This window comes from Shinella sp. CPCC 101442 (genome assembly GCF_024704725.1).
GTDB lineage: Bacteria > Pseudomonadota > Alphaproteobacteria > Rhizobiales > Rhizobiaceae > Shinella.
On record NZ_JALIQS010000005.1, the window covers coordinates 357,511 to 372,687 of the forward strand.

Here is a 15,177-nt window from a genome sequence, read left to right on the forward strand (position 1 = left end):
CCTCTTTTTCTTTGTTTTACGCCTGTCCACCGCGGACAGACGGATGCCAGAACGTGACGATCCGCTCGATGAGCGCAACCGCCCCGTAGAAGGCGGAGCCAGCCACCGCGGCAACCGCGATTTCGGCCCAGACCATGTCGACATTCATGCGGCCCACTTCCGTGGAAATCCGGAAGCCCATGCCGACGATGGGGGTTCCGAAGAATTCCGCCACGATGGCGCCGATGAGCGCGAGCGTGGAGTTGATCTTGAGTGCATTGAAGATGAAGGGCCAGGCGGCGGGAAGCCTGAGCTTGACCAACGTCTGGAACCAGTCTGCGGCATAGGTGCGCATCAGGTCGCGTTCCATGTGGCTTGTCGCGGCGAGACCCGAGACGGTGTTCACCAGCATGGGGAAGAAGGTCATGATGACGACGACGGCAACCTTGGATTGCCAGTCGAAGCCGAACCACATGACCATGATAGGGGCGACGCCGATGACCGGCAGCGCCGAGACGAAATTGCCGAGCGGCAGCAGGCCCTTCTGCAGGAAGGGCGAGCGGTCGATGAGGATGGCGACGAGAAAGCCGAGGCCGCAGCCGAGCGCATAGCCCGTGATCACGGATTTCAGGAATGTCTGGCGGAAATCCGCCCAGAGCGTCGGCAGCGAGCTGATCAGCCGGGCCCAGATCATGCTCGGCGGCGGCAGCAGCACGGAGGGCACGTTGAAGCCGCGCACGATGCCTTCCCACAGCACGAGAATGGTCGCGCCGAAGATCAGCGGCACGGCGATACGCGCCGCGCGGTCGGCCGCGGGGCTCAGGAATTTGCGGCGAACCAGCCATTCGTTGAAGGCCCAGGCGGCGAGCCAGAAGACGATGGCCGCAAAGAGAATGGAAAGGTTCATGCCCGTGCCCCCATGCGCTTGAGTACGAGGGTGTGGGCGAAGCCGACGACGATGACGAGCAGCGCGGCAACCGCCGCCGCCATGAAGAGCGCCGCCCAGATCTGCACCGTCTGGCCGTAGTAGGATCCGGCCAGCAGGCGCGCGCCGAGGCCCGCGACGGCGCCGGTCGGCAGTTCGCCGACGATGGCGCCGACGAGCGAGATGGCGATCGCCACCTTCAGCGACGTGAAGAGGTAAGGCATGGAGGAGGGCCAGCGCAGCTTCCAGAAGGTCTGGGCGGCGGAGGCATTGTAGGTGTGCATCAGGTCGAGCTGGATCTGCTCGGGACTGCGCAAGCCCTTCACCATGCCGACGACAACCGGGAAGAAGGACAGATAGGTCGAGATCAGCGCCTTGGGCATCAGGCCGGAAACACCCACGGCGTTCAGCACGACGATGATCATCGGGGCGATGGCGAGGATGGGGATCGTCTGGCTGGCGATGACCCAGGGCATCAGCGACCGGTCCATGGCGCGGTTGTGCACGATGGCGATGGCGAGGAGGATGCCGAGCACGCCGCCCATGCCGAAGCCCATCAAGGTTGCCGAGAGCGTAACCCAGGCGTGGTAGACCAGGCTGCGCTTCGAGGTGATCGCCTTGTTGAAGGTCGTGTCCCAGAGTTCAGCGAAAACCTGGTGCGGTGCCGGCAGAACGGGCCGTTCCTGCGCCATCGTCTTCGGCAGCAATTCGGTGAAGCTGATCGTCGTTCCTGCGCGTGCGGCGGTGTCGCGCTCGAAGGGCGTATTCAGCACCACGACGAAGACATACCAGAGGGCAAGCAGGGCGAGCACGACGGTGCCGACGGGAAGAAGGCGGTCTTTGAGAAAACTTGCCTCTCCCATGGCTCAGCTCCGCGCCGTGGTCGGCATCAGCATCAGCCCCATGGCAAGGATGCCGAGGCCGACCCCGGCAAGTTGCGTGCTGCTCAACCGCTCTCCGAAGAAGATGAAGGCGATGACGTTGATCAGCAACAGCTGGGTGATGGCGGAAAGTGAGATGGCAAGCCCGAGCCCACCCTCCCGCATCAGCTTCAGCATCATCAGGTTGCCGACGATGTAGAGCGCCATGGAGAGCAGGAGATAGAGGATGTTCGTGGTGCCGACATAGGCGCGCGAAGAGGTTGCCGCGCCAATGAAGACGGCGGTCGCACCGAACAGCCAGAGCATGTAGGAGAGCTTCATCAGGCGTGCTCCTCGTAGCTGTGGCCGGCACGCAGGCCCTCGCGCACGCGGTGGGCGATTTCGAGGAATTCCGGTGTCTCGCGAATGCCGAGCGGGCGTTCCCTGGGCAAGGGGGATTCGATGATATCGGTGACGCGGCCGGGGCGCGGGCTCATGACGACGATCTTCGTCGAAAGGTAGACGGCTTCCGGGATCGAATGCGTGACGAAACAGATCGTCTTGTTGGTGCGTGCCCAGAGCTCGAGGAGCTGCTCGTTGAGATGATCGCGCACGATCTCGTCGAGCGCGCCGAAGGGTTCGTCCATCAGCAGAAGATCGGCGTCGAAGGCCAGTGCACGCGCAATGGAGGCGCGCTGCTGCATGCCGCCGGAGAGCTGCCACGGGTACTTCTTGTCGAAACCGGTGAGATTGACGAGGTCGAGCGTGCGCGCGATGCGCGCCTGCTGGTCGGCTTTCGAGTAACCCATGATTTCCAGCGGAAGCGCGATGTTCTTCTCGATCGTACGCCAGGGATAGAGGGCGGCAGCCTGGAAGACATAGCCATAGGCGCGCTGCCTGCGGGCTTCTTCCGGCGTGAGGCCGTTGACGGTGATCGTGCCGGAGGTCGGCTTTTCGAGATCGGCGATGACGCGCAGAAAGGTCGTCTTGCCGCAGCCCGACGGGCCGATGAAAGAGACGAAATCACCCTTTTCGACATTGAGATTGACACCGGTCAGCGCAGTGACAGGGCCATCGGCGGTCTGGAAAGTGAGGCCGAGATCCTTTGCGGAGACGACGGTATTCGCTGGGGCCATGCTCATCATCTTTCGGCGCCTCGCGCGGCGCGGTTTTCGGCAGACTGCATGTCCCTTCCCGGCATTGCAATCGGCATTGTCTGCGGTATCACTTTGGGCACGGAATTCTTTCGGGGGACATGAAAATGACGGGTGAAATGAAAGCCGAATGCCGGATCGTGCGTCCGGGCAGCACCTATGACGGCAAGCAGGGGTTCAGCTATTTCGAGGGCATTGCCCGCGAGAGCGTGGGGGCTTCCGGCATCTGCATGCATCTTCTGACGATCCCGCCGGGCGGACGAGCGAAGGCCCACATGCATGAGCGCCACGAGACGGCGATCTACATGCTCTCCGGAGAGGCGCATACCTGGTATGGCGAGCGGCTGGAGAACCACATCATCGTCAAGGCGGGTGAGATGTTCTACATTCCCGCCGGTATGCCGCATCTGCCTGCCAATCTTTCCGGTGAGCCGGCATCTGCCGTTATCGCCCGGACAGATCCCCACGAGCAGGAGAGCGTGGTGCTTCTGCCGCATCTCGAGGCGCTGGTTCCGGCTTGAAGACCGGTATGCCGGATGCGTGACACTCACTTCTTGCATCGCGTCAGCGGCCCCCAACGCGTGCCATCGGGAAAGCTGATCGTGTAGCCGCCATTGTCGTGTGTCAGCGTCAGCTCGTGGGGCGTCGTTTCCGTCATGCCCTCTTCGCTGCACTCGGCTTTCACGATGGTGGCGCCGCCGACCTTACTGGTGCCCTTGAACTCGCAATAGGAGGCGGCCGTGGTGACGCCCTCCTTGTTCAGCAGGAAGAAGACGTCGGCGCCGGAGGATTCACCGGTTTTTGAATAATGGCAGCCCTCGGCATTGCCATAGCTGCCATCGACGATATCGGCCGCCGCCCCCGCCGTGCCCGCGAAAGCAAAGCCCAGAAGTAGGGTGGGGAGAAAGCGGCCGGCGTGTCTCATACGCCGCTCGCCGGAATACCGCTGCGCTCCACCTTGCGCGGCGCGGTGATTTCCTTCCAGGTCGATAGCGCCCTGTTGACCGCCGTGAAGGGCTCGCGCTTGACGAACTGGCCGTGGCCCTCGCGCGTCTTCACTGTGCCCTCTTCGATAGCGACAACGCCGCGCGTCAAGGTGTAGCGCGGCAGGCCCACGACCTGCTTGCCCTCGAAGACATTGTAGTCGATCGAGGATTGCTGGCTCTTGGCGGAGATGGTCTTGGAGCGCTTCGGGTCCCAGACGACGATATCCGCATCGGCGCCGACGAGGATCGCGCCCTTCCTCGGATAGACGTTGAGGATCTTTGCGATATTGGTGGAGGTCACGGCCACGAACTCGTTCATGGTCAGGCGGCCGGTGTTGACGCCGTTGGTCCAGAGCATCGGCATGCGGTCTTCCAGGCCGCCGGTGCCGTTCGGGATTTTGCGGAAATCGCCCGCACCCGTGCGCTTCTGGTCGGTGGTGAAGGCGCAATGGTCGGTTGCCACCACCTGCAGCGAACCGCTCGCAAGGCCGGCCCAGAGCGAATCCTGGTGCTGCTTGTTGCGGAAGGGCGGGCTCATGACGCGGCGGGCGGCGTGGTCCCAGTCCTTGTTGAAATATTCGCTCTCGTCGAGCGTCAGGTGCTGGATCAGCGGTTCGCCATAGACCCGCATGCCGTTCTGCCGGGCGCGGCGAATGGCTTCATGCGCCTGTTCGCAGGAGGTGTGCACGACATAGAGCGGGGCGCCTGCCATGTCGGCGATGATGATCGCGCGGTTCGTCGCCTCGCCCTCGACGGAGGGCGGCCGGGAATAGGCGTGTCCCTCTGGCCCGTTGTTGCCTTCGTCCATCAGCTTCGACTGCATGGCGGCGACCACGTCGCCGTTTTCCGCATGGACGAGCGGCAGCGCGCCGAGCGCGGCGCAACGCTGGAACGAGGCGAACATCTCGTCGTCGTTCACCATCAACGCGCCCTTGTAGGCCATGAAGTGCTTGAAGGTGTTGATACCTTTCTCCTCCACGACGGCCTTCATCTCGTTGAAGACCTGCTCGCCCCACCAGGTGACGGACATGTGGAAGGAATAGTCGCAATTGGCGCGGGTCGACTTGTTGTCCCAGCGCTTCAGTGCATCGAGCAGAGACTGTCCGGGATCGGGCAGGCAGAAATCCACCACCATGGTCGTGCCGCCAGCAAGGCCGGCGCGCGTGCCGCTTTCGAAATCGTCGGCCGAATAGGTGCCCATGAAGGGCATTTCGAGATGCACATGCGGATCGATGCCACCAGGCATGACATAACAGCCCGCCGCATCCAGCACCTCGTCGCCTGAGAGGTTGGGGCCGATCTCGACGATCCGACCGCCCTCGATCTTGACGTCTGCGGTGTAGGTGAGGTCGGCCGTAACAATGGTTCCGCCCTTGATGACTGTGCTCATTGCAATTTCCTACCGCTTTGTGGAAATGGTGATCGTGCGGGTATCGGTATCCCAGTTGTATTCCGTCTCGCCGATGCCCTGTTGAAGCAGCCGGCTTTCGATTTCCTCATTCAAACCGCCGTCCAGGTATTGGTCCCAGAGCGTCTCGGCGGCTTCTTCTGCTTTTGGTCCGGTAAAAGTGAACGTTACAGATTTGCTTGCCATGCTGTCTCTCCCCGATAAGGTCAGACCAGCCCGGCGGGAGGCCTGTTTCGTTGAAATATCTCTGGCTAAAAACGTCAGGCATGCATCGGCCTGACGGCTTCATCTATTCCGCAATCCCCGCCGTCTCGATCACCGCATGCAGCAGCACGTCCGCGCCCGCAGCGGCCCATTCCTTCGAAATGTCCTCCGCCTCGTTGTGCGAAAGGCCGCCGACGCAGGGGCACATGATCATCGTGGCAGGCGCGACCTTGGCGGCCCAGCAGGCGTCGTGACCGGCGCCGGATATGAGGTTCATGTGACTGTAGCCGAGGTCTTCCGCTGCCTTGCGCACGGCCGAGACCAGTGTCGGATCGAAGGTGACGGGATCGAAATGGCCGACGGCCTCGACGGAACAGCCCACGCCGAGCGCGTCGCAAATCTTCGGCGCTTCCGCCTCGATGCGGGCGCGCATGCCGTCGAGTTTCTTCTGGTCGGGCGAGCGGATGTCGACGGTGAAGACGACCTTGCCGGGCAGCACGTTGCGTGAATTCGGCGAGAAGAACACCTGGCCGACACCGCCCACGGCACCCGGCTGGTTTTCCATCGCGACCGTCTGCACCATTTCGAGGATGCGCGCCATCGCAAGGCCGGCATTGACGCGCAGGTTCATCGGCGTCGAGCCGGTATGTGCCTCGCGGCCGGTCAGCGTGAATTCCAGCCACCACAAGCCCTGACAGTGCGTGACGACGCCGATATCCTTGCCCTCGGCCTCGAGGATCGGGCCCTGCTCGATGTGATATTCGAAATAGGCGTGCATTTTTCGCGCGCCGACCGTCTCGTCACCGACCCAGCCGATGCGCTTCAGCTCGTCGCCGAAGCTCTTGCCTTCGGGGTCTTTGCGGCCATAGGCGTAATCCTGGCCGTGCACGCCGGCAAAGACGCCGGAGGCGAGCATGGCGGGCGCGAAGCGCGCGCCTTCCTCGTTCGTCCAGTTGGTGACGACGATCGGATGCTTCGTCTTGATGCCGAGATCGTTCAGCGAGCGGATGACTTCGAGGCCGGCGAGCACGCCGAGCACGCCGTCATATTTGCCGCCGGTCGGCTGGGTATCGAGATGCGAGCCGATATAGACGGGCAGGGCATCGGGGTCCGAACCCTCGCGCGTCATGAACATGTTGCCCATGGTGTCGACGCCCATCGAAAGGCCGGCACCCTCGCACCAGGTCTGGAAGAGGCGGCGGCCTTCGGCGTCTGAATCGGTCAGGGTCTGGCGATTGTTGCCACCGGCAATGCCGGGGCCGATCTTCGCCATGTCCATGAGGGTGTCCCACAGGCGGTCCGCGTTGACGCGCATGTTCTCGCCGGGTGCGGCCATGTCGTATGCTCCCACGTCTTCGGGCTTTGAAAGCCTCAATCTGTTCCCACCGGTGGCGACGCTCTGTTTGTTTTGCGCCTGTCCGACTCAGCAGTTGCCTTTACTTGACAACTGCCTGATAATTTGACCGGTTGGTAAACATTACAGCTTCCGTTGCGGCACTCAAGCCGAAAAACCAAAAACCTTGAGGTCTCGCCCAAGAAAATGGCGGCTGGTTAAACTGGTGAATTTGGCGGCACTTTTCCTGATTGTGGAAAGCGTCGAGGGGGCAAGATGGCACTACCAAGGGCGGCCAGAACACAGCGGCGCACGCGCATCCAGGAGGCGAAGGAGGAGCAGATCCTCGAGGCCGCGCTGGAGGTTTTTTCGCTGCACGGGTTTCGCGGGGCGACCGTGGACCAGATCGCCGAAGTGGCCGGCATGTCGAAGCCCAACCTGCTCTATTACTTCCGTACCAAGGAGACGATGCACCGGGCGCTGATCACCCGCGTGCTCGACACCTGGCTCGATCCGTTGCGCGAGTTCGACGCACAGGGAAATCCCGTTTCGGAAATCCGCAGCTATATCAGGCGCAAGCTCGAGATGGCGCGGGATTTTCCGCGTGAAAGCCGGCTTTTCGCCAATGAAATCCTGCAGGGTGCGCCCAATATCGAAGATGAATTGAAAGGCCCGCTGAAATCGCTCGTCGACGAAAAGGCCGAGGTCATCCGCAGCTGGGCGAAGGCGGGCAAGATCGCCAAATGCGATCCCTATCACCTGATCTTCTCGATCTGGTCCACGACCCAGCACTATGCCGACTTCGACGTGCAGGTGCGCGCCGTGCTCGGGCAGGATCAGGCCGGCGAGGGGCGGTTCGAGGATGCGGCACGCTTCCTTGAGCAGCTTTTCCTCGGCGGCCTGCATGTCAGCGAGCAGCCGGGCTGACGGTCAGTCCGGCAGGAAGGCCATAAGCGCGAGACCGCATGCCGTGATCAACGCGCCGGCGAGAACCGGAAGGCTTGCCCAGCCGTGGCCCAGAACGCCTTCGAGCAGGATGATGAAACTCGGCGTGAGATAGCCGTAGCCCAGCACTTTCGGGGCGGGCAGGCGCATCGAGGCATATTGCAGGAGCAGAAAGGTGCCGGCCGTCGTGACGACCGCGAGATAGGTGACGGAGGCGTAGACGGCGAGCGGCAGGGCGGAGAAATCGGTCTGGACGAGGCCGCGGATGCCCGGCGCGATCAACCAGACCGTGGCGCCGGCGGTGACCCAGAAGCCGAAGGCGACCGCGGGCTCGCCGCGATCGAAGCGGCGGATCAACGGCACATAAAGCGCATGGCAGATGACGCCGAAGAAGAAGATTACTTCGCCGGTGCCGACATCGAAGGCGAGGATGGCGGCGATATCGCCGCGAAACACCACCCAGACGGCGCCGGCGGCGGCGATGACGAGGCCGGCCAGCACGCCGGGGCGCGTCTTCTGGCCGAGCAAGGGCAGGGCGAAGCCGGCGCTCAGCAACGGCATCAGCGTGAAGACCGCGCCGGTGGCGATGGGACTTGTGAATTCCAGCGCTGTGAACATGGTGAGCATGTAGATCGCGATGAGGCCGCCGAGCACGAGGAAGCGCCAGATTTCTCGCGGCCAGACGGCCGGGACCCTGAAGGCGCCGAAGGCGAGCACGGCCATGACGACGATGGTCATGATGTAGCGCCAGAGTGTCAGCGGCTCGGCGTCCATGCTGCGCGCCGCCAGACCGCCGAAGGAGAAGGAGCCGGCGATCAGCACCGCGAAAAGCAGCATGGCGAGATGCCCCTTGAGCTTTTCACGGCCCTTGGCATGAACGGAAAGGCCCGCCCGGGCCGGCATACGTTTCGTCAAGAAAATCATCCTATTGTCTGCGGCGCGGCATGGTCATAGACCGGTGCGTGTCGGCGCGCCACCCCACAGGATTGCCGCAATCGCCCCTCATATCCCGGCGACCTAACAAAGGACATGCAATGACCACGGCCATCGGCTTCAAGGATACCGACCGCAAGACGAGCGAATTGCTCGAGGACATCATTCACGCGATCAAGGGCGAGCACATCACGCTGCGCGACCTCCTGGCGATGATGGGTGAAAGCGGCCTTCTGCTCCTGTGCGCGTTCCTGTCGCTGCCCTTCCTGTTCCCGGTTTCCATTCCCGGCGTTTCGACGGTGTTCGGTGCCGGTATCGTGCTGATCAGTGCGGCCATCACGCTCAACCGCCTGCCCTGGCTGCCGGCAAAGGTTGCCGATCGGCGGCTCGAGAGCAGCAAGCTGCGGCCGGTGCTGGAGCGCGGCGTCACCTTCCTGCGCAAGATCGATCGCTTCTTCAAGCCGCGCATGACAGGTCTTACGACGGGTGCCGTCATGAACCGCGTCAACGGCCTCGTCCTGATGGGGGCGGGCATTCTGCTCATGGCGCCACTTGGGCTCATTCCGTTCTCCAACACCCTGCCGGGTGTCGCCATCCTGCTGCTTGCCGCCGGCATTTCGCAGCGAGACGGCCTGATCGTGCTCGCGGGCTACGTGATGGTGGTGCTGACGATCGTTTATTTTGCCGCGTTGGCTTTCCTTGCCTACAGCGCCGGCAACAGTTTCCTCGGGTGAGGCCCGGCGCCGCTTTCGAGGCGGCGCGATGCAGGATGAAAGCGAAAAGGCCGGGGCTTGCCCCGGCCTTTCGTTTATTCCGCGGCCTGCTTGGCCATCGGGTTGTTCGGGTGGGTCGTCCAGTTGGCGTAGTTCGGATCGACCGTCTTGCCTGTGCGCTGGTCGAGCGTGCCGGGCTCGAGGCCGACCATGGTGATGCAGTTCTCGACGGGGCAGACGTTGACGCAGAGATTGCAGCCGACGCACTCGTCCTCCATCACTTCGAAGTGCCTGACGCCATCGACGAACTGCGTAATCGCCTGGTGCGAGGTGTCCTCGCAGGCGATGTGGCAGCGACCGCACTTGATGCAGGCATCCTGGTCGATCTGCGCCTTGGCGATGTAGTTGAGGTTGAGATATTGCCAGTCCGTGACGTTCGGCACGGCGCGGCCGCAGATATCGTCGAGATTGCGATGACCCTTGGCGTCCATCCAGCTCGACAGGCCCGTGATCATCTCCTCGACGATCTTGAAGCCATAGGTCATGGCGGCCGTGCAGACCTGCACGTTACCCGCGCCCAGCACCAGGAATTCCGCCGCGTCGCGCCATGTCGTGACGCCGCCGATGCCCGAGATCGGCAGGCCGTAGGTTTCCGGATCGCGGGCGATCTCGGCGACCATGTTGAGCGCGATGGGTTTTACCGCCGGGCCGCAATAGCCACCGTGGGTTCCCTTGCCGCCGACGGTCGGGTTCGGAGCGAAATTGTCGAGGTCGACGGAGACGATCGAGTTGATCGTGTTGATCAGCGACACGGCATCGGTGCCGCCGGCCTTGGCGGCGCGGGCCGGCTTGCGGACGTCGGTGATGTTGGGCGTCAGCTTGGTGATGACGGGCATGCGGGTATACTGCTTGCACCAGCGCACGACCATTTCGATATATTCCGGCACCTGGCCGACGGCGGCACCCATGCCGCGCTCGGACATGCCGTGCGGACAGCCGAAGTTGAGCTCGATGCCGTCGGCGCCGGTCTCTTCCACCAGCGGCAGGATCGCCTTCCAGCTCTCCTCCTCGCAGGGCACCATGATCGAGGCGATCAGCGCCCGGTCCGGCCAGTTCATCTTGACCTGCTTCATTTCGCGCAGGTTGGTGTAGAGGTCGCGGTCGGTGATCAGTTCGATGTTGTTCAAGCCGAGCAGGCGGCGGTCTGCGCCCCAGATCGCGCCATAGCGCGGACCGTTGACGTTGACGACCGGCGGGCCTTCCTCGCCGAGCGTCTTCCAGACCACGCCGCCCCAGCCCGCCTTGAAGGCGCGCTCGACATTGTAGGCCTTGTCGGTCGGCGGTGCGGAGGCGAGCCAGAACGGATTGGGCGATTTGATGCCGACGAAGTTGTTGCGAAGATCAGCCATGTCTCATCTCCTCAAGCGACGGCAGAGGCCGGCTGCGCACCGGCGGCCAGCATGCGGTTGATCGAATCGGCCGCGTCGCGGCCCTGGGCGACGGAGGTGACCGTCAGGTCCTCGCCGGCCTTCACGCAGTCTCCACCCGCCCAGACATTGGCGATGGAGGTGCGGCCTTCACTGTCGATGGCGATGCGGCCGCCTGCCAGCGCGAGGGAGCCGAGGCCGGCCGCTTCGAAGGTCTGGCCGATGGCCTTGAAGATCTGGTCGGCGGTCAGAACGCCAGTCTCGCCGGTACCGACGAGCTTGCCGTCCTGCATTTCGGTATATTCCATCTCGATGCCGGCGACGTGGCCGTCACGGGCAATCACGCGCTTCGGCTGCAGCCAGTGGCGGATCATCACGCCCTTGGAGGCGGCAAGGTCCTGCTCGAAGGTCGAGGCGTTCATATGCTCCTTGCCGCGGCGGTAGCAGATCGTCACCTCCTCGGCGCCGAGCAGCTTAGCCTGAATGGCGGCATCGATGGCCGTCATGCCGCCGCCGATGACGACGACGCGCCGACCGACGGGGACGGTCGCCTTGTCCGCCGCCTGGCGCAACTCCGCGATGAAATCGATGGCATCGGAGACACCGGCCAGATTCTCGCCTTCCGCACCAAGCGCATTGACGCCTGATAGCCCCATGCCGAGGAAGACGGCGTCGAAATTGGCGGTGAGGTCGGCGAGCGTGAAATCGCGACCGAGCTTCAGGCCGTTTTTCACTTCGATGCCGCCGATGGCGAGCACATAGTCGACTTCCGCTTGAGCGAAGTCATCGACCGCCTTGTAGGTGGCGATGCCGTATTCGTTGAGGCCGCCGGCCTTTTCGCGTGCCTCGAAGATCACGACGTCATGGCCATCCATGGCGAGACGATGCGCGCAGGCGAGGCCCGCCGGGCCGGCGCCGACGACGGCGATTGCCTTGCCGGTGCGCGCGGCACGTTCATAGAAATGCTTGTTCTCGGTCATTGCGACGTCGGTGGCGTAACGCTGCAGGCGGCCGATCTCGACGGGGCGGTGCTCGGCGGTGTTGCGCACGCAAGCCTGTTCGCAGAGCGTTTCGGTGGGACAGACGCGGGCACACATGCCGCCGAGAATGTTCTGGTCGAAGATGGTCTTGGCCGAGCCGATCGGGTTGCCCGTCGAGATCTGGCGGATGAACAGCGGAATGTCGATGGAGGTCGGACAGGCCGTCATGCAGGGCGCATCATGACAGAAGTAGCAGCGGTCGGCTGCGACCAGCGCCTCATGGTCGTCGAGGCGCGGGTGAAGGTCGGAAAAGTTGGTCTCGTATTCGGCTGGCGCAAGACGCCCCCGATGAATCCCAGATTGCGTCGTTCCCATAGTTATCTCCCATTCGAGTGGGCTTTTTGAATAAGAGAACGGTAACTCAGCTTTATTTTTTTATCAAACGGTAAAACTTCAGAAAAAATGCTGGTTTTTCAGTGCTTGCAGCAAAAATAAACATGAGGTTTTTGGTTATGTTTTTTGCTCGCCGCCAGGAGCATGGGCACCCACCTGTCCTTGCTGCGCCATCAGATGACGTTTGACAGGTGACGGGAAAAGATGCAGCAAATCATCGGAAACAAGGGGACTACGATGGCGAAGCGGACGGAGACGGCCGGCAGGCTGGACGATGCGGCAAGGGCCGGCTGGCTCTATTACGTCGCGGGTCGAACGCAGGACGAGATTGCGTCCGCCATGGGCATTTCCCGCCAGTCCGCGCAACGCCTGGTTTCACTCGCTGTCGCCGAACGGTTAATCAAGGTGCGTCTCGACCACCCGATCGCCGAATGCCTGGAACTGGGTGAGGCGCTGCGCAAGAAATTCGACCTCGTGCATGTCGATATCGTGCCGAGCGACCCCGGTTCGAGCTCGACGACGATCGGTATCGCCGAGGCGGGGGCTGCGGAAATAGAGCGTTGGCTGAAGAAATCCGAGCCCATCGTGCTTGCCGTCGGGACCGGCCGCACGCTGAAGGCGGCCATCGATCAGCTGCCGACGATGGAATGTCCGCAGCACCGCATCATGTCGCTGACCGGCAATATCGGGCCTGACGGCTCGGCGTCCTACTACAACGTCATCTTTTCGATGGCCGATGCGATCAAGGCGCGGCACTTTCCGATGCCGCTGCCGGTTCTCGTCTCCTCGGCCGAGGAGCGCGATCTGTTGCACAAGCAGAGCCTCGTCCAGACGACGCTGCAGCTCGGGCGGGAGGCGGATGTGGCCTTCGTCGGCGTCGGGCAGATGGGTGAAGACGCGCCGCTGTGCCTTGACGGTTTCCTCAAGCCCGAAGAGGTAAGCCAGGTGATGGACGAGGGGGGCGCGGGCGAGATCTGCGGCTGGATTTTCGACCGCAACGGCAAACTGCTCGAAGGTAGCATCAACGAGCGGGTCGCCGCCGTGCCGCTGCCGCCGCGCGAAACGACCACCGTCATCGGTCTCGCCAAGGGCAAGCGCAAGTATCTCGCTATCCTTTCGGCCCTGCGGGGGCGCATGATCAACGGCCTCATCACGGACGAAGCGACGGCGCGTTATCTGCTTTCGGCCTGATCCGCGGGCTTTGCACCCCCGCTGAATATCCTTCTCCACGTAGAAATTTCCCATGTGATTCAATGGCTGCTGCCGCGCGTTGTGCGATGCAGCAACGATTGGTCGTTGACTTCTGACACCATACTGTGGGTAATTGCTCATGAGCGAAGCAAATGCTCATAACTCTTCTGGGAGGAAGATGATGAATTTGAGAACCCTTCTGCTGGGCGTCAGCTCGGCTGCCCTCCTTGCCGGTTTCGCCCATGCCGAAACGCTGACCATCGCCACCGTCAACAACGGCGACATGGTGCGCATGCAGGGGCTGACGGAAGATTTCACAACCAAGAACCCGGACATTCAGCTCGAGTGGGTCACACTCGAGGAGAACGTGCTGCGCGAGCGCGTCACGACCGACGTCGCGACGAAGGGCGGCCAGTACGACATCATGACGATCGGCACCTATGAGGTTCCGATCTGGGCCAAGCAGGGCTGGCTGGTGCCGCTCGACAATCTCGGCGCCGACTACGATGTCGACGACCTGCTGCCGGCCATCCGTTCGGGTCTGACCGGCGAGGACGGCAAGCTCTACGCCGCGCCGTTCTACGGCGAAAGCTCGATGGTCATGTACCGCAAGGACCTGATGGAAAAGGCGGGGCTTACCATGCCCGACGCCCCGACCTGGGAGTTCATCGGCGAAGCAGCCCGCAAGATGACCGACCGTGCTGCCGGCATCAACGGCATCTGCCTTCGCGGCAAGGCCGGCTGGGGCGAGAACATGGCCTTCCTGACGGCCACGTCCAATGCCTTCGGCGCGCGCTGGTTCGACGAGAAATGGACGCCCCAGTTCGATCAGCCGGAATGGAAGAACACGCTCGACATGTACGTCAAGCTGATGAACGACGCCGGCCCGCAGGGCGCGTCCTCCAACGGCTTCAACGAGAACCTGGCGCTGTTCCAGCAGGGCAATTGCGGCATGTGGATCGACGCCACGGTCGCGGCGTCCTTCGTCTCCAACCCGAAGGAATCGACGGTCGCCGACAAGGTCGGCTATGCGCTCGCTCCCGATACGGGTCTCGGCAAGCGCGGCAACTGGCTCTGGGCCTGGAACCTCGCCATCCCGGCAGGCTCGCAGAAGACCGCCTCGGCCGAGAAGTTCATCGCCTGGGCGACAGGCAAGGACTACACCAAGCTCGTCGCCGAGAAGGAAGGCTGGGCAAACGTACCTCCGGGCACGCGCTCGTCGCTCTATGCGAATGCCGAGTATGAAAAGGCCGCTCCCTTCGCGAAGATGACGCTGGACTCGATCAACGCCGCCGACCCGAAGAACCCGGCCGTCAAGCCGGTGCCCTATGTCGGCGTGCAGTTCGTGGCGATCCCCGAGTTCCAGGGACTTGGCACGACGGTCGGTCAGCTCTTCTCGGCAGCCCTTGCCGGTCAGATGTCGGTCGATGACGCGCTCGCCCAGGCACAGCAGGTCACGACGCGTGAAATGACCCGCGCCGGTTACATCAAGTAACACCCTCCTCCCCAAGGACAGGCTGCCCGGAATGCGTTCCGGGCAGCCGTGAAACCGGGGTGCTCTCTCCGGCGCGGCGCGGCCCGCCGCCACCCTGCGCCGGACGATCCAGGCAGTGACGAGAATATCTAGGGTTCCATCCGATGGGAGGGTGGAAAGCCTGCCCGGGGCCTGACGCCGCGGGCGAAACGGGGAGGTTATGTTAATGGCGACGGAGAACACGCGCGGTTTGGCGCGGATGATGTTGGCGC

General features: G+C 63.0%; 16 protein-coding genes. 5 read left to right on the forward strand and 11 right to left on the reverse strand.

All coding sequences use genetic code 11. From position 1 onward, the window contains the following. Window positions 1-16: 16 nt before the first annotated feature. Genes MUO32_RS20675 through MUO32_RS20690 form a run of 4 tightly spaced genes read right to left on the reverse strand, consistent with a single transcriptional unit; the run spans window position 17 to window position 2,900 of the window. The gene (locus MUO32_RS20675; protein WP_257950273.1) at window positions 17-886 is read right to left on the reverse strand and encodes an ABC transporter permease; all 870 of its coding nucleotides are present in this window, start codon (window positions 884-886) and stop codon (window positions 17-19) included. Beyond that, window positions 883-1,767, reverse strand: coding sequence for an ABC transporter permease (locus MUO32_RS20680; RefSeq protein ID WP_257950274.1), 885 nt, complete (start codon window positions 1,765-1,767; stop codon window positions 883-885). The genes MUO32_RS20675 and MUO32_RS20680 overlap by 4 nt, the downstream gene beginning before the upstream one ends. 3 nt (window positions 1,768-1,770) lie before the next feature. Beyond that, window positions 1,771-2,106, reverse strand: coding sequence for a hypothetical protein (locus MUO32_RS20685; protein WP_257950275.1), 336 nt, complete (start codon window positions 2,104-2,106; stop codon window positions 1,771-1,773). Next, window positions 2,106-2,900 (reverse strand): ABC transporter ATP-binding protein, encoded by a 795-nt coding sequence (locus tag MUO32_RS20690; RefSeq protein WP_257950276.1) that lies wholly within the window; start codon window positions 2,898-2,900, stop codon window positions 2,106-2,108. The genes MUO32_RS20685 and MUO32_RS20690 overlap by 1 nt, the downstream gene beginning before the upstream one ends. 125 nt (window positions 2,901-3,025) lie before the next feature. Here MUO32_RS20690 and MUO32_RS20695 point away from each other — a divergent pair, with 125 nt between their 5' ends. Beyond that, on the forward strand, window positions 3,026-3,439 hold the full coding sequence (locus tag MUO32_RS20695; protein WP_257950277.1) for a cupin domain-containing protein: 414 nt from the start codon (window positions 3,026-3,028) through the stop codon (window positions 3,437-3,439). Window positions 3,440-3,465: 26 nt separating this feature from the next. On the opposite strand, the gene MUO32_RS20700 is transcribed toward MUO32_RS20695, so the two are convergent. The 4 genes from MUO32_RS20700 to MUO32_RS20715 form a co-directional block, all read right to left on the reverse strand. Next, window positions 3,466-3,843 (reverse strand): hypothetical protein, encoded by a 378-nt coding sequence (locus MUO32_RS20700; RefSeq protein ID WP_257950278.1) that lies wholly within the window; start codon window positions 3,841-3,843, stop codon window positions 3,466-3,468. Beyond that, window positions 3,840-5,294, reverse strand: a complete 1,455-nt coding sequence (gene hydA, locus MUO32_RS20705) for a dihydropyrimidinase (protein WP_257950279.1) — start codon at window positions 5,292-5,294, stop codon at window positions 3,840-3,842. Before hydA ends, MUO32_RS20700 begins: the two co-directional genes overlap by 4 nt. A 9-nt stretch (window positions 5,295-5,303) precedes the next feature. Beyond that, the gene (locus MUO32_RS20710) at window positions 5,304-5,498 is read right to left on the reverse strand and encodes a hypothetical protein (protein ID WP_257950280.1); all 195 of its coding nucleotides are present in this window, start codon (window positions 5,496-5,498) and stop codon (window positions 5,304-5,306) included. 103 nt (window positions 5,499-5,601) lie between these two features. Then, entirely contained in the window at window positions 5,602-6,852 is a 1,251-nt protein-coding gene (locus tag MUO32_RS20715; protein ID WP_257950281.1) for a Zn-dependent hydrolase, read from the reverse strand. 273 nt (window positions 6,853-7,125) lie between these two features. On the opposite strand from MUO32_RS20715, the gene MUO32_RS20720 reads away from it, so the two are divergent. Beyond that, entirely contained in the window at window positions 7,126-7,776 is a 651-nt protein-coding gene (locus MUO32_RS20720) for a TetR/AcrR family transcriptional regulator (protein WP_257950282.1), read from the forward strand. 3 nt (window positions 7,777-7,779) lie between these two features. Here MUO32_RS20720 and MUO32_RS20725 read toward each other — a convergent pair whose 3' ends face one another. Beyond that, window positions 7,780-8,709 carry a DMT family transporter gene (locus tag MUO32_RS20725; RefSeq protein WP_257950283.1) on the reverse strand — a complete coding sequence of 310 codons (930 nt, stop codon included), beginning with the start codon at window positions 8,707-8,709 and terminating at the stop codon, window positions 7,780-7,782. A gap of 119 nt (window positions 8,710-8,828) precedes the next feature. Between MUO32_RS20725 and MUO32_RS20730 the strand changes: the two genes are divergently transcribed. Further along, window positions 8,829-9,461, forward strand: a complete 633-nt coding sequence (locus MUO32_RS20730) for an exopolysaccharide biosynthesis protein (RefSeq protein ID WP_257950284.1) — start codon at window positions 8,829-8,831, stop codon at window positions 9,459-9,461. A 74-nt stretch (window positions 9,462-9,535) separates the two neighbouring features. On the opposite strand, the gene preA is transcribed toward MUO32_RS20730, so the two are convergent. Together preA and MUO32_RS20740 are read right to left on the reverse strand one after the other, a co-directional pair. Beyond that, window positions 9,536-10,849: an NAD-dependent dihydropyrimidine dehydrogenase subunit PreA gene (gene preA, locus MUO32_RS20735; protein WP_257950285.1), complete on the reverse strand. Its 1,314-nt coding sequence runs from the start codon at window positions 10,847-10,849 to the stop codon at window positions 9,536-9,538. 11 nt (window positions 10,850-10,860) lie between these two features. Further along, complete coding sequence (locus MUO32_RS20740; protein ID WP_257950286.1) at window positions 10,861-12,222, reverse strand: NAD(P)-dependent oxidoreductase; 1,362 nt, start codon at window positions 12,220-12,222, stop codon at window positions 10,861-10,863. A gap of 255 nt (window positions 12,223-12,477) precedes the next feature. On the opposite strand from MUO32_RS20740, the gene MUO32_RS20745 reads away from it, so the two are divergent. Both MUO32_RS20745 and MUO32_RS20750 read left to right on the forward strand, forming a co-directional pair. Next, window positions 12,478-13,431 (forward strand): sugar-binding transcriptional regulator, encoded by a 954-nt coding sequence (locus tag MUO32_RS20745; RefSeq protein WP_257950287.1) that lies wholly within the window; start codon window positions 12,478-12,480, stop codon window positions 13,429-13,431. Between the two features lie 181 nt (window positions 13,432-13,612). Then, on the forward strand, window positions 13,613-14,926 hold the full coding sequence (locus MUO32_RS20750; RefSeq protein WP_257950288.1) for a sugar ABC transporter substrate-binding protein: 1,314 nt from the start codon (window positions 13,613-13,615) through the stop codon (window positions 14,924-14,926). The last annotated feature ends 251 nt before the right edge of the window (window positions 14,927-15,177 follow it).